This is a genomic window from Mesorhizobium sp. WSM4983 (assembly GCF_029625765.1).
Classification (GTDB): domain Bacteria; phylum Pseudomonadota; class Alphaproteobacteria; order Rhizobiales; family Rhizobiaceae; genus Mesorhizobium.
Window position 1 is genome coordinate 612,165 of record NZ_JARTVM010000002.1, and the last position, 14,473, is coordinate 626,637.

Annotated in this window: 12 protein-coding genes; 7 read left to right on the forward strand and 5 right to left on the reverse strand. The window is 64.8% G+C overall.

Annotated elements, in window-relative coordinates; all coding sequences use genetic code 11:
• Positions 1-56 precede the first annotated feature (56 nt).
• Both P9254_RS10270 and P9254_RS10275 read right to left on the reverse strand, forming a co-directional pair.
• The gene (locus P9254_RS10270; protein ID WP_278053458.1) at positions 57-1,187 is read right to left on the reverse strand and encodes a patatin-like phospholipase family protein; all 1,131 of its coding nucleotides are present in this window, start codon (positions 1,185-1,187) and stop codon (positions 57-59) included.
• A 201-nt stretch (positions 1,188-1,388) separates the two neighbouring features.
• Positions 1,389-2,474, reverse strand: coding sequence for a citrate synthase/methylcitrate synthase (locus tag P9254_RS10275; RefSeq protein ID WP_095799789.1), 1,086 nt, complete (start codon positions 2,472-2,474; stop codon positions 1,389-1,391).
• A 93-nt stretch (positions 2,475-2,567) separates the two neighbouring features.
• Between P9254_RS10275 and P9254_RS10280 the strand changes: the two genes are divergently transcribed.
• Positions 2,568-3,719, forward strand: coding sequence for a citrate/2-methylcitrate synthase (locus P9254_RS10280; protein ID WP_095799788.1), 1,152 nt, complete (start codon positions 2,568-2,570; stop codon positions 3,717-3,719).
• A gap of 3 nt (positions 3,720-3,722) precedes the next feature.
• On the opposite strand, the gene phaR is transcribed toward P9254_RS10280, so the two are convergent.
• Positions 3,723-4,316 (reverse strand): polyhydroxyalkanoate synthesis repressor PhaR, encoded by a 594-nt coding sequence (phaR, locus tag P9254_RS10285; protein WP_095799787.1) that lies wholly within the window; start codon positions 4,314-4,316, stop codon positions 3,723-3,725.
• A gap of 300 nt (positions 4,317-4,616) precedes the next feature.
• Between phaR and P9254_RS10290 the strand changes: the two genes are divergently transcribed.
• The 6 genes from P9254_RS10290 (at position 4,617) to P9254_RS10315 (ending at position 12,645) form a co-directional block, all read left to right on the forward strand.
• Positions 4,617-5,804 (forward strand): acetyl-CoA C-acetyltransferase, encoded by a 1,188-nt coding sequence (locus P9254_RS10290; RefSeq protein WP_095799786.1) that lies wholly within the window; start codon positions 4,617-4,619, stop codon positions 5,802-5,804.
• 134 nt (positions 5,805-5,938) lie between these two features.
• Positions 5,939-6,661, forward strand: coding sequence for a beta-ketoacyl-ACP reductase (locus tag P9254_RS10295; protein WP_067319406.1), 723 nt, complete (start codon positions 5,939-5,941; stop codon positions 6,659-6,661).
• 723 nt (positions 6,662-7,384) lie between these two features.
• Positions 7,385-10,798: a helicase-related protein gene (locus tag P9254_RS10300; RefSeq protein ID WP_278053462.1), complete on the forward strand. Its 3,414-nt coding sequence runs from the start codon at positions 7,385-7,387 to the stop codon at positions 10,796-10,798.
• 15 nt (positions 10,799-10,813) lie between these two features.
• Complete coding sequence (locus P9254_RS10305) at positions 10,814-11,200, forward strand: RNA-binding S4 domain-containing protein (protein ID WP_067001879.1); 387 nt, start codon at positions 10,814-10,816, stop codon at positions 11,198-11,200.
• Between the two features lie 149 nt (positions 11,201-11,349).
• A complete protein-coding gene (fdxA, locus tag P9254_RS10310) occupies positions 11,350-11,688 on the forward strand; it encodes a ferredoxin FdxA (RefSeq protein WP_067001876.1) in 339 nt (112 codons plus the stop codon).
• 375 nt (positions 11,689-12,063) lie between these two features.
• Positions 12,064-12,645, forward strand: a complete 582-nt coding sequence (locus P9254_RS10315) for a CarD family transcriptional regulator (RefSeq protein WP_278053466.1) — start codon at positions 12,064-12,066, stop codon at positions 12,643-12,645.
• 258 nt (positions 12,646-12,903) lie between these two features.
• Here the strand turns inward: P9254_RS10315 and P9254_RS10320 are convergent, their stop codons facing one another.
• Together P9254_RS10320 and P9254_RS10325 are read right to left on the reverse strand one after the other, a co-directional pair.
• On the reverse strand, positions 12,904-13,698 hold the full coding sequence (locus P9254_RS10320; protein ID WP_067001874.1) for an amino acid ABC transporter ATP-binding protein: 795 nt from the start codon (positions 13,696-13,698) through the stop codon (positions 12,904-12,906).
• Positions 13,695-14,375 carry an amino acid ABC transporter permease gene (locus P9254_RS10325; protein ID WP_278053467.1) on the reverse strand — a complete coding sequence of 227 codons (681 nt, stop codon included), beginning with the start codon at positions 14,373-14,375 and terminating at the stop codon, positions 13,695-13,697. The genes P9254_RS10320 and P9254_RS10325 overlap by 4 nt, the downstream gene beginning before the upstream one ends.
• Positions 14,376-14,473: the final 98 nt, after the last annotated feature.

A 14,473-nucleotide genomic window follows, 5' to 3' on the forward strand; every position in this document is an offset into this window, starting at 1 on the left:
CCGGTTCCGCAAGGGAAACCTCAGCGCCTGCTGAAACGTGCGACAGGGTTGGGCGACTAGGCTCGCCGGCGCGCTGACTCTGGCTTGATGCGCGCGGCGAGGAATTCCTTGACCCGCCGGCCCGGGGCCGGGCCGCGCATCGGCTTGAAGCCGTCGTCGAGCTCGCCCGAGAGGTCGAGCGTCGCTCGGCTGCCGACCGCGTCGTAGTTTTCCTCCAGCCAGTCGCTGGCCGCACTGCGGCCAAGGTCCCGCAGATAGGCGAGGAAGGCCCATTCGGCGTTGACCTTGGACGAGGCCGACAGATCCTTGAAAGCCTCGTCGGCATCGATGCGGTGCATGCGGATGTCGCGGTATTCGCCATGCGGCAGGCGTCCCGCCGCGATCAGTTCCTTGACGAAGGCGATCGAGCGGAATTCGCGCAGCAGCCCGGCATTGAAGGTGATCTCGTCGATGCGGTTCTGGATCTCGTTGGCACTCTTCGGCGTGCCTTCGCGCACCACCGGGTTGATCTGCACGAGCAGCACGTCCTCGGTCGCCGCAGTCTTGAAGAACGGATAGAGCGCCGGATTGCCGCCATAGCCCCCATCCCAATAGGGCACGCCCTTGACCTCGACGGCGCGGAACAATTGCGGCAGGCAGGCCGACGCCATCACCGTGTCGATGTCGATCTCGCCATCCGAGAAGACGCGCAACTGCCCGGTCTCGACATTGGTCGCCGAAATGAAGAGCTCCATCGACTTGCAGGCGTGCACGTTGCCGAAGTCGATCTCCTTCTCGACCACATCGCGCAGCGGGTTGAGGCCGAGCGGATTGGCGACGTAGGGCGAGAAGACCCGCGACATGGTGTCGAAGAAGAAATAGCCGGGCGTGTTCTCGATCGACCAGTTCCCCCAGACCACGTCCCACGGCATCCGTTGCACCGGGCTGAACCGCCCCTTCGAGGCCACAGCACGCCAGAAATCATCGAGCTTTGTGCGCGCGCCCTCGACACCGCCGCGCACGAAGCCGTCGGCCAGCGCCACCGCATTCATCGCGCCGGCGCTGGTGCCGGACACGGCAGCGATCTCAAGCCGCCCGTCTTCGAGCAGACGATCGAGCACGCCCCAGGAGAAGGCGCCGTGCGAACCGCCGCCCTGAAGCGCGATGTTGATCTTCTTCTTGTCCCCCGCCTTGCCGTTCTTCGCCATGGCGTTCCTTGTCTCGATGTGCCGGCCTGCCCCTGCGTCATTGGAGCGGGACCGCTGCCGTCAGCCTATGTTGCAGCGCAGCATATAAGGACGGACCAAGGCAAGAACACGAGCACACAAGCGTGATCGGGTGAAATTTCGCTCATGAAAAAACTGTCCGCTGCCGGACGCGGAGTATTGCATTGGGGTTTGCTCGCGGCGTCAGGCGACGAGATCGGGCACCGGCCCGACATAGCGCGACTGCGGCCGGATCAGGCGTCCGGTCGCCTGCTGCTCGCGCGCATGCGCAATCCAGCCGGCGACGCGGCCGGCGGCAAAGACGTTGGAGAACGCCTCCTTCGGGAAGCCCGCGGCTTCGAGCAGGAGCGCGGTATAGAATTCGACATTGGTCTGGATCGAGCGTTGCGGCTTGGCGACCCTGAGCACGTCGAGTGCCGCCTGTTCCACCGTCTCGGCGAAGGCCAGCCGGCTGCCGGTCTCATAACGTGTGCCCAGCCGCCGCACGACGGCTTTCAGCACGTCGGCACGTGGGTCGCGCACGCGGTAGATGCGATGGCCGAAGCCCATGATGCGCTCGCCGCGCGCGATCTCGTTTCGCAGCCAGGCGGCCGCGTCGCCGCTCGCCTCGATCGCGTCGAGCATCTCGATCACCGGCCCCGGCGCGCCGCCATGCAGCGGGCCTTTGAGCGCGCCGAGCCCGGCCAGGATCGCCGAGGTCAAGCCCGCCTGCGTCGACGCCACCACCCGCGTTGCGAAGGTCGAGGCATTGAGCCCATGGTCGCAGACCGTCACCAGATACGTATCGAGCGCCTTGGCAAGCGCCGGCGAGGCCGTACCGGAGAGCATTCGCAGCATGTCGGTCGCATGATCGGCGCGTGCGTCCGGAGGAACAGGCTTCTCGCCGCGTCCGAGCCGCAGCAGGGCCGGGGTTAGCGCCGCCGGCGCCGCGATCAGCCGGAGCGCGTCGGCGAGCGAGTCGCCGTCGGGCAGCAGGGCGATGCCGGCGCGCATGCCGCTGTAGACATCGAGCGCTGGAAGTTCAGCGAGCATCGGCTGCAGCCGCTCGAAAACCTCGACACGCGCATTGCCGATCGCCTTCTCCAGCTCGCTGTCGCCGGGAAGCTCGTCGAAGGACCCGTCGAACAACAGGCGGACCACCTGGCCGTAGCGCCAGTGCCCGGCGAGTTCCGTCAACGAATGGCCTCGGATGGTGAGATGGCCGCCCGCGCCGTCGACATCGGAAAGAACCGTCTCCGCCGCCACAACATCATCGAGCCCATTTGCCATGACTGTCTCCTTGACCCTTTGTGCACTGCAGTTAATGCTCTACAATCAACGCATCAATCTTGATCAACTGAATCAATATGAGGCGGTGCGAACTTGTCCGAATGGCTGACGCGGGAGGAAGCGCTGGCGCGGCTCAAGGTCCGGCCGCAGACGCTTTACGCCTATGTCAGCCGCGGCCGCATCGGCATGCGGCCCGACGGGGCAGATCCGCGCCGCAGCCAGTATCGAGCCGACGACATAGCCGCGCTCGCCACCCGCCGGGCGCGCGGGCGCAGCCCCCGGGCGATCGCCGAAAGCGCCATCGCCTGGGGCGAGCCAGCGATCACCACCGCCATCTCGACCGTGCTGCATGGCCGCCTCGTTTATCGCGGCAAGGATGCCGTTGCGCTTGCCGCGACAGCGACGCTGGAAGATGCAGCAAGCCTGCTTTGGGCATCCGGCACCGCGATATCCTTCGCGTCGCTGACCGCTTCGATCGTTCGCGAGAGCGGCACCCCGACGGCCTTTGCAAGATTGTCGGCGCTTGCCGCGGCTGGCCGGCCTTCGCTCGGCCGCAGGCCGGGCATGCTGCAGCAGGATGGCGCCAGCGCCACCAGCGTGCTCGCGACGTCACTCGGTGCAAGCCCGGGGGCGGAGCCGGTGCATGAAAGGCTGGCGCGCGGCTGGTCGGTCGACGCTGCCGGTGCCGATCTCATCCGCAAGGCGCTGGTGCTTTTGGCCGATCACGAGCTCAACGCCTCGACCTTCGCCGCACGCGTCGCCGCTTCGACCGGCGCGCCGATCGTGGCCTGCCTGCTTGCCGGGCTCGCTGCCCTTACCGGCCCGCGTCATGGCGGCGCCGGCGCCGCGGCCATCGCGCTGGTCGAGGATGCCGAGCGGCTCGGGCCGGACGAGACGATCGCGCGCTGGCTGGCCCACGACCGGCCGCTGCCCGGCTTCGGCCATCAGCTCTATCCCGAAGGCGATCCGCGCGCCGAGGCTCTGCTGCCCGACCTTGACATCGCTGACGATCTGCTTCATCTGCGCGACGCCGTCCTTGCCGCGACCGGCATGCGCCCGAATGTCGACTTCGCGCTGGCCGCGCTGACGCGCAGCCTCAATCTCCCCGCCGACGCGCCCTTTCGCCTGTTCGCGCTCGGTCGCAGCATCGGCTGGACGGCGCATGCCATCGAGCAGGTGACGAGCAACAGGCCGATCAGGCCGCGAGCCCGCTATGACGGCCCTGCAGGAACACCTGACGGCTAGCCGTCACGACATGGTGTCGAGCTTGCGCTGCATGGCGGCGATCTGCGCCTTCAATTCCTGCAGGTCGTCGGATTTCTCGTCCTTCTTCGGCGGCTCGGCGGGCGCCGCGGAATTGGGGCCGCCCGACGGGAACGGCGTGAACATGCGCATCGCGTTCTGAAACATCTCGACGTTGCGCCGCGTCTGTTCCTCCAGCGCCTTCATCGGCGTCTTCATCATGTCGATCGGTGCCTTGCCGAAGGCGCCCTTCAGCTGCTCGCGGAAGCGCTCCTGCTCCTTGGAGAAGGCGATCATCGACTGTTCGAGGAAGCTCGGCACGATCATCTGCATCTGGTCGCCGTAGAAGGAGATCAGCTGGCGCAGAAACGGGATCGGCAGCATGTTCTGCCCGTCCTTGTTCTCCAGCTCGAAGATGATCTGGGTCAGCACCGGATGCGTGATGTCGTCGCCGGTCTTGGCGTCCTGCACGGTGAATTCTTCGCCCTTCTTGACCATCTCGGCCAGATCTTCGAGCGTCACATAGGTGCTGGTGCCGGTGTTGTAGAGCCGGCGGTTGGCGTACTTCTTGATGACGATCGGGTCGTCTTTTGCGGCCATCCGTATCCTCCCCAGGATACCGGCGCGTTCACAGTAAGCGGCCGGTAACGATTGCGCCATTTGTCGAGGATATGCGCAAAAGCGTCACAATTCCAAGCGGTTTGTGCAGTGCGGCATCAATTAATGCCGAAAGGGCGGGCCAAATTGTGCTGCAGCGCGATGGCCACGCCGTCACGATAAGCGCTCGACTTGCTTGCCGCGCATGGCGGCCATGCCGATTTCCGGTTTGACTCAGGTGCTTGAACGGGCAAGAAAGTCTCCAAGGATAGCCTAACGACACCTCGAAGCCTGGAGAAGAAAATGTCCGCTTCCAATTCAATCGTCGTCGCCAGCGCAGCCCGCACAGCAGTCGGCTCCTTCAACGGCAGTTTCGCCACCACGCCCGCGCACGAGCTCGGCGCGGTCGTCATCAAGGAATTGCTCGCGCGTGCCAAGGTCGATCCGGCGGAGGTGGACGAAGTCATCCTCGGTCAGGTGCTGACCGCCGCTCAGGGCCAGAACCCGGCCCGCCAGGCTTCCGTCAATGCCGGTCTGCCCAAGGAGACGACTGCTTGGGGCCTCAACCAGGTTTGCGGCTCGGGCTTGAGGGCCATTGCGCTCGGCATGCAGCAGATCGCCACCGGCGACGCCAAGGTGATCGTCGCCGGCGGCCAGGAATCGATGTCGCTGTCGCCGCACGCCCAGCACCTGCGCGCTGGCGTCAAGATGGGCGACTACAAGATGATCGATACCATGATCAAGGACGGCCTATGGGATGCCTTCAACGGCTACCATATGGGCAACACCGCCGAGAACGTCGCTCGTCAGTTCCAGATCACCCGCGAAGTCCAGGACGAGTTCGCGCTGGCCTCGCAAAACAAGGCCGAGGCGGCACAGAAGGCCGGTAAGTTCAAGGACGAGATCGTCGCCGTCACCATCAAGGGCAAGAAGGGCGACACCATCGTCGACCAGGACGAATACATCCGCCACGGCGCTACGCTGGATGCCATGACCAAGCTGAAGCCGGCCTTCGACAAGGACGGCACCGTCACCGCCGCCAATGCTTCGGGCATCAATGACGGAGCCGCCGGCGCGCTGCTGATGAGCGAGGCCGAGGCTGCCAGGCGCGGCATCACCCCACTGGTCCGCATCGCCTCCTGGGCGACCGCCGGCGTCGATCCGGCGATCATGGGCACCGGCCCGATCCCGGCGTCGAAGCGGGCGCTGGAGAAGGCCGGCTGGTCGGCCAAGGACCTCGATCTCGTCGAGGCCAACGAGGCCTTCGCCGCGCAGGCCTGCGCCGTCAACAAGGGCATGGGCTGGGATCCCTCGATCGTCAACGTCAATGGCGGCGCCATCGCCATCGGCCATCCGATCGGCGCCTCGGGCGCCCGCGTGTTCAACACGCTGGTCTACGAGATGCGCCGCCGCGGCGCAAAGAAGGGCCTCGCGACGCTTTGCATCGGCGGCGGCATGGGCGTTGCGATGTGTGTGGAAGCCTTGAACTGAGCGAATGGCGAACTGAGCGAATAGCGAATGGGGAGTAGCGAATAGGGGGAAATGGCGTTGCACGACGGGCTATCGGATCCCTACTCGCTGTTCGCCACTCCCTATTCGCTCTCCCGACCAAAGGGAGGAAATGCATGAGCAAGGTAGCAATCGTCACGGGCGGATCGCGCGGCATCGGTGCGGCGATATCGGTGGCCCTGAAGAATGCCGGCTATTCGGTCGCCGCGAACTATGCCGGCAATGACGAGGCGGCCCAGAAATTCAAGGCCGAGACCGGCATCCCCGTCTACAAATGGTCGGTCGCCGATTATGACGCTTGCGCCGCCGGCATCGCCCAAGTCGAGGCTGATCTCGGTCCGGTCTCGGTGCTGGTCAACAATGCCGGCATCACCCGCGACACCATGTTCCACAAGATGACCCGCGAGCAGTGGAAGGAGGTCATCGACACCAACCTTTCCGGCGTCTTCAACATGACGCATCCGCTATGGAACGGCATGCGCGATAGGAAGTTCGGCCGCGTCATCACCATCTCCTCGATCAACGGCCAGAAAGGCCAGATGGGCCAGGTCAATTATTCGGCCTCGAAAGCCGGCGACATCGGCTTCACCAAGGCGCTTGCCCAGGAAGGCGCCCGCGCCGGCATCACCGTCAACGTTGTTTGCCCCGGCTACATCGCCACCGACATGGTCATGGCCGTGCCGGAAAAAGTGCGGGAATCGATCATCGCTCAGATCCCGGTCGGCCGTCTCGGCGAGCCGGAGGAGATTGCGCGCTGCGTCGTCTTCCTCGCCTCGGAAGACGCAGGCTTCATCACCGGCTCGACGATAAGCGCCAATGGCGGCCAGTATTTCGCCTGAGATCTTATTCGGCTGAACTCTTCTGACACCGATGGCAGGCGGCCCGCCGCAAACGGGCCGCCTGTTTTTGTCTGCGCTCCGGCGGCACCGGGTGGGCATGCCTCAATTTGGCACGCAATACTTAACGGCCTCCCCGCGCCCTGTGGAAACCCGGTTCACATGCTGTGAATTTTTCGGTGCACAAGCTTTGGACAACACCATATCTAGGGGTGAACAAACCGGGAATTTTTGCAGATCGCTGATTCGTCGCCGATTCGTTCCGGCTTTGGCCAAAAGGTTAACGGGCCACGCCGGAAACAGCGCGAAAAAGATTAACGACGATTAGGAAAGATCAACCATTTCATAATGTTCGCGGCCGCGCTCGAGTCCGTCGCGGTCGCTCCCCCGCAAAGGTTAACGACGCTCCGGAACCAGCGCGAGCCAAGCACGAAACGGGCCAGTTCACAGATTCAGCATGTGGTGAGACTCATGGCCAAAAAATCCACATATAGCCGTGAACAAAACCTGAATCAGAGTGAGTCAGTGATTCGTCGCCGATTCGTTCCAGACTCGTTCCAACGGTTAATCGACCGCGGATTTTGACCTTGCCTGTCGTCGCGCCATCTGTTGATGAGAACATTCCGCTTTCGCTTCGCGTCTGAAATCCCTATGTGTGCCCTGTCACACGCGGCGGCACCGCCGCGTCCCCGACAACGAGCGGCAGAAAGCCTCATTTCCGAGCCGATGAATATCCAGCCGAAACCCTCCCAGCCGCTGATCCTTTCCGGCCGCGACGTGACGGCCGTGCTCGGCCCCACCAACACCGGCAAGACCCATCTCGCCATCGAGCGCATGGTGGCGCACGACACCGGCATCATCGGTCTGCCGCTGAGGCTCCTTGCCCGCGAGGTCTATACACGCGTCTGCGAGAAGGTCGGCGCCAGCAAGGTGGCGCTGATCACCGGCGAAGAGAAGATCGTGCCGGCGAGCGCGAGATATTCCGTCTGCACCGTGGAGGCGATGCCGCGAGAGACCGATGCCGCCTTCGTCGCCATCGACGAGGTGCAGCTCGCCGGCGACCTCGAACGCGGCCACATCTTCACCGACCGCATCCTGCATCTGCGCGGCCGCCAGGAGACGCTGCTTCTGGGCGCCGCCACCATACACGGCATCCTGCAACGCCTGCTGAAGGGCGTCTCGGTGGTGACGCGGCCGCGGCTGTCGCATCTTGCCTATGCCGGCTCGAAGAAGCTCACCCGCCTGCCGCGGCGCACGGCGATCGTCGCCTTCTCCGCCGACGAGGTCTATGCCATCGCCGAATTGATCCGCCGCCAGCAGGGCGGTGCTGCCGTCGTTCTCGGCGCGCTCAGTCCCCGCACCCGCAATGCCCAGGTGGAGATCTTCCAGTCGGGCGACGTCGACTATCTCGTCGCCACCGATGCCATCGGCATGGGCCTGAACCTCGACCTCGAGCACGTCGCCTTCGCCCAGAACCGCAAGTTCGACGGTTACCAATACCGCAACCTGACCGCCGCCGAGCTAGGCCAGATCGCGGGGCGTGCCGGCCGACACCTGCGCGACGGCACCTTCGGCGTCACCGGCCAGGTCGATCCGTTCGACGAGGATCTGGTCAAGAAGATCGAGGGGCACGATTTCGACCCGGTGAAGGTGCTGCAGTGGCGCACCGCCGATTTCGATTTTGCCAGCCTCGATGCCCTGAAACGCTCGATCGAGACCAACGCGCCGGTCGAAGGGCTGACCCGGGCATTGCCGGCGGTCGACGCCCAGGCGCTGGAACATTTGTCGCGCGACGCGGACATCAGGACGCTAGCCACCGGCAGGGAGCGCGTGGCGCTGCTGTGGGAGGCCTGCGCGCTGCCGGACTACCGCAAGATCGCGCCCGCCCAGCATGCCGACCTCATCGCCTCGATCTACATGGACCTTGCACGCCATGGCCATGTCGATGAGAATTACATGGCCGAGCAGGTGCGGCGGGCCGACACCACGGATGGTGATATCGACACGCTGTCGCACCGGATCGCCCAGATCCGCACCTGGACCTTCGTCTCCAACCGACCGGGCTGGCTGGCCGATCAGCTACACTGGCAGGAAAAGACGCGCGAAATCGAAGACAGATTGTCGGATGCGCTGCATGAGCGGTTGACGAAACGCTTCGTAGACCGCAGGACTTCCGTCCTCATGCGGCGCCTTAGAGAAAATACCATGCCTGAAGCTGAAATCAGCCCAACCGGAACCGTGCTCGTCGAAGGCCATCACGTCGGCGAGTTGCAGGGATTCCGCTTCACCGCCGACCAGAGCGCCGGCGGCGAGGACGCCAAGGCGGTGCGCACCGCTGCCCAGAAGGCGCTCGCGGCTGAGTTCGAGGCGCGCGCCGAGCGCTTCGCCGCGTGCGCCAACGGCGATCTGGCATTGGGCTCGGACGGTGTCCTGCGCTGGATCGGCGCGCCGATCGGCACCCTGGTTGCCGGCGACGAGGCTTTGAAGCCGCGCCTTGTGCTGCTTGCCGACGAGCAGCTCACCGGCCCTGCCCGCGACAAGGTCGCGGCGCGCGCCGAGCGTTTCGTCAATTTTCAGATCGAGTCGCTCTTGAAGCCGCTGGTCGATTTGAAGAACGCCGAGCAGCTCACCGGCATCGCGCGCGGCATCGCCTTCCAGCTCGTCGAGCATTTCGGTCTCATCAACCGCCGCGACATCGCCGAGGAAATGAAGTCGCTCGACCAGGAAGGCCGGGCGGCCCTGCGGCGCCTTGGCGTGCGCTTCGGTGCCTACCACGTCTTCGTGCCGGCGCTGATCAAGCCGGCGCCGGCCGGGCTGGTGACGCTGCTCTGGGCGCTTAAGAGCGACGGCAAGGACAAGCCAGGTTTCGGCGACGTGGTGCATGCGCTGGCATCGGGCCGCACCTCGGTGGTGATCGATCCTGCTTTCGACAAGACGTTCTACAAGCTCGCCGGCTATCGCAATCTCGGCCGCCGCGCCGTACGCGTCGATATCCTAGAGCGGCTGGCCGATCTCATTCGCCCCGCGACAAACTGGAAGCCCGGCCTCGGCCAGCGACCGGACGGCGCCTATGACGGCCACGCCTTCATGGTGACGCCGCCCATGATGTCGATCCTCGGCGCCACCGCCGACGACATGGAAGAGATCCTCAAAGGCCTTGGCTATCGCGCCGAACCGAAGCCGGCGGCGGAGGTGAAGGCCAAGCTCGACGCGCTGGACAATGCCGCCCGCGAGGCCGCGGCTGCGAAGCTTGCGCCGGAAGAGGCTGCGCGTGCTGCACAGGCGGCAGAGGCGCACGCCGTGGCAACAGACACGGTTGTAGAGGCAACGATCGAGGGATCCGAGCCGGCTGCCGCTGAAGTTCCTGCCGACGCCATCGCGGAAGCCGCGACGGAGCCTGACGCGAAAGATCCGGCGGAAGCTTCGGCTGCGGTCGCGGAAGAGACTCCGCCTGTGGAGACCGCTGCAGCGGTGGACGCTGCAGCAGCGTTTGGGTCGGCTGAAAGCGGCGACGCCTCCACCTCGATGGGGGAGGTCGCGGCGGGAAGCGACGCGGGTGGGGCTGACGGCGCCGACGATGCAGACGGCACCAACACCGCCGACGCCGGCGCTCTCCACGAGGGCGAAAGCGGTGAAGGCGCAGAGCCCCCCGCCGAGCCGGAAGAGCCGAAGCCGATCCTGCTGTGGCGGCAGGCGCGCTTCGACCATTCGCGCCCGCGCCACCGCCATGACAATCGCCGCGACAATCGTCCGCGCAACGGCCAGGCTGCAGGCGATGGCCAGGCGGCTGCCACGGGTGGCCAGGCCGGCGATCGGCCAGCCCGTGAGGGCCGCCGCGACCAGCGCGACGGGGCCGGCAAGCCGCGCTTCGACCGCTCGAAGTTCAAGCCGAGACCGGAACGCGAAGGCGGCGAACGGCGCGAAGGCAGGCCGCAGGGCGAGCGTGCCGATCGCCACGAGGGGGGCCGCCGCGAGGGCCGGCCGGACTGGAAAGGCAACAGGCAGGACGGCAAAGGCAATGCCGCAGGCGGCAGCAAGCCGGCCTTCCAGGGCAAACCGCGCGAGGAGCGTCCGCAGCGCTTTGATCCGGATTCACCCTTTGCCAAGCTCGCCGCCTTGCGCGACCAGCTGAAGAAATAGCCTCGGCCGGTCCCGATGGTTGGAGAAGGCCGCCAGCGCATCGACAAATGGCTGTTCTTCTCGCGTGCGGTGAAATCCCGGTCGCTGGCGGCGAAGCTCGTCGTTGCCGGGCGCGTCCGCATCAATCGCGACAAAGCAGCGCAGGCCTCCGATCTGGTCAAGGCCGGCGATGTGCTGACCATCACGCTCGACCGCCGAATCCTTGTCTGGAAGGTGCTTGGGCCCGGCGCCCGGCGTGGTCCTGCCGACGAGGCGCGGCTGCTTTACGAGGATATGTCGCCGCCGCCGACGCCCAAGGGCGAGGCGGTTCCTGACGCCATTCCGGCGCTGCGCGAAGCCGGCACCGGCCGTCCGACCAAGCGGCAGCGGCGGCAGACGGACCGGCTGCTCGGCGAGGACTAGAAGATTCGACGGAACCTCGTCGCGGCAGGCGCGCGGAATTCCTTTCCGCGATGCCGGCTCAGGCGGGAAGTCCTGCCCTTGCAAGCGGCGGGCAAAGGCGTTACCTCACCAAAAAAGCCCAGCAAATACGGGACGTCCCGGAGCCTGCGATGACCTATGTCGTGACCGATAATTGCATAAAATGCAAATACATGGACTGTATCGAGGTCTGTCCGGTCGACTGTTTCTACGAAGGCGAGAACATGCTCGTCATCCATCCTGACGAGTGCATCGACTGCGGCGTGTGCGAGCCGGAATGCCCGGCCGACGCGATCAAGCCGGACACCGAGTCCGGGCTCGACAAATGGTTGCAGGTCAATTCCGAATACGCGGAGAAATGGCCCAACATCACTGCCAAGAAAGAGCCGCCGGCCGACGCCAAGAACTTCGACGGCGAGGCCGGGAAGTTCGAGAAGTATTTCTCGCCGGAGCCCGGCGAAGGCGACTGAAGGCTGGACCGGGCAAGCCGGCATGACGCCACGTAAGCGAGCCGATACAATTGCTGTCTTGACAGCCAGCGATGGCGCATGGCGTTAGCGAATGCAGCAAAACCTTGATTCTTCCGACTTTTTGTGTTATATCCGCGAAACATGCCGGTGACACAACGTCGATTTATGGCGCTAACGCCCCAAATCACTGAAAGGTGAACTTTTCAAATCCGGACCAGAGCGATCTGGGGCAGGCAATCGCATTCGTGCGGTTTGTCGGCCCCGGCTTATTCCGGTGAGTTCACTTGTTGTGCGGCTAAAGATCGGCTTCCGCCGATCGTCTGAGTTCAGCCGGCGCCGCCATGCCGGCGCTACAACTAAGGAGTTCAGGGCGTAATGGCAACGATCACCCCGCAGAAGAAGTCCACCGCGGCCCGTCACGGGTTCAAGACCGGTGAGTTTATCGTTTACCCGGCGCATGGCGTCGGCCAGATCGTGGCCATCGACGAGCAGGAAGTCGCGGGTCACAAGCTGGAGCTGTTCGTCATCGATTTCCAGAAGGACAAGATGAGGCTTAAGGTGCCGGTCGCCAAGGCGACCTCTATCGGCATGCGCAAGCTCTCGGAAGAGGATTATGTCGATCGCGCGCTGAGGGTCGTGCAGGGCCGCGCCCGCATCAAGCGCACGATGTGGTCGCGTCGCGCGCAGGAGTATGATGCCAAGATCAATTCCGGCGACCTGATCTCGATCTCGGAAGTGGTGCGCGACCTCTATCGCGCCGACAACCAGCCGGAGCAGTCCTATTCCGAGCGCCAGCTTTACGAAGCCGCGCTCGACCGCATGGCTCGCGAGATCGCCGCCGTCAACCGCATGTCGGAGACCGAGGCGGTTCGCCTCATCGAGGTCAACCTCAACAAGGGTCCGAAGCGCGGCGCCAAGGCCGACAACGAGGAAGCCGAGCAGGAAGAAGCTGCCTGAGCATTCGCCTGCCGAACAACGAAGAACCCGGCCTGGCGCCGGGTTTTTTGTTGCGCGCAATATCGGAAGGTCGGCGCTGCCCCTCATCCGCCTGCCGGCACCTTCTCCCGTATAGTGAACGGGGAGAAGCGAGATGACGGCGTCGTTGGCGCCCATTCTGAAACGTTGGCGATTGGCGAACTCTCTGATGAAAGCGTCCTTTCTCCCGTCACTATACGGGGAGAAATGCCCGGCAGGGCAATGAGGGGCAGCGCCAACTTATGAAGGAATCGTACCTGATCCCCCGCCCCCGCCTTCCTTCCGCGCCTCCTCCTGCCGCAGCGAGGCGATGAAGCGCTTGGTCCGCTCGCGCTCGGGGTTGTCGAACACGATCGAAGCCGGGCCCTTCTCGACGATCGAGCCGGCATCGAGGAACACCACCTCCTGCGCGATCTTGGAGGCGAGTCTCAGATCATGCGTGGCCATCACCATGGTGGTGCCCTCGCGGGCCAGTTGACCCAGCACGTCGACCACTTCCTGCGCCAGCTCCGGATCGAGCGCCGAGGTCGGCTCGTCGCAAAGCAGCACGCGCGGCGACGGCGCCAGCGCCCGGGCGATCGCAACGCGCTGCTGCTGGCCGCCTGACAGAGTCGCCGGCCAGGCATCGGCCTTATGCGCCATGCCGACCTTCTCGAGCAGCGCCATCGCCCGCTCGCGCGCCCGCGCCTGCGGCCATTTCAGCACCGTCACCAGCCCTTCCATGACGTTCTCGATCGCGGTGCGATGCGGAAAGAGCTGAAAATTCTGAAACACCATGCCGGTCTGCAGCCGCACGCGCTGAATGTCCGCCGCCGGTACCTTGGCGCCCGGCCGAAATTCCAGCGTCTCGTCGCCGATGCGCAAAGTGCCCGAGGTCGGAATTTCCAAGAGGTTGATGCAGCGCAAGAGCGTGCTTTTTCCGCCGCCCGAAGGCCCGACCAGCGCCGTGACACTGCCTTCGTCGATGCTGACGGTGACACCTTTCAGGACAAGATTGTCGCCGAAGCGCTTCTCGATGTTGGTAAGGCCGATCATGCATTGGCCTCCAGGAAGCCGCCATAGCGGTTGAGCCGCACCTCCAGCCGCGCCTGCAGAGCCGACAGCACCGAGCTCATCGCCAGATAGAGCGCCGCCGCCTCGACATAGAGGATCAGCGGCTCGTAAGTGGTGGCGACGATGCGCTGCGCAGCCTGGAACATTTCGGGCACCGTTATTGCCGCCGCGAGCGAGGTGTCCTTGACCAGCGATATGAACGTATTGGAGAGCGGCGGCACCGCGACGCGGCTCGCTTGCGGAAGGATCGTGCGCCGCATCGCCTGGCTCCAGGTCATGCCGATCGAATAGGAGGCCTCCCACTGCCCTTTCGGCACCGAGCCGATGACGGCGCGGATGATCTCCGACGTGTAGGCGCCGATATTGAGCGTGAAGCCGATCAGCGCTGCGGGAAAGGCATCGAGCAGGATGCCCACCGACGGCAGGCCGTAGAAGATCAGGAAGAGCTGCACCAGGAGCGGCGTGCCGCGAAAGATCCAGACATAGAAGCGCACAAGCGCGACCAGCGCTTTCGGGCCGAACAGCCTGATCAGCGCCGTCACCAGCCCGGCCATAAGCCCCAAGGCGAAGGACAGCAGCGTCAGCGGCACGGTGAAGATCAGTGCCGCCCATAGCAGCGTCGGCAGCGACTCCAGCATCAATTGCAACCAGTGCGGCACGGAGCCCTTCTCCTTTCCGGACGCTGCGGCCCTCTGGCCGCATGCCGAGCGACTATCAGGTAAAAATCGGCGGGCCGTCAAAGACGGCCCCCCGGGAC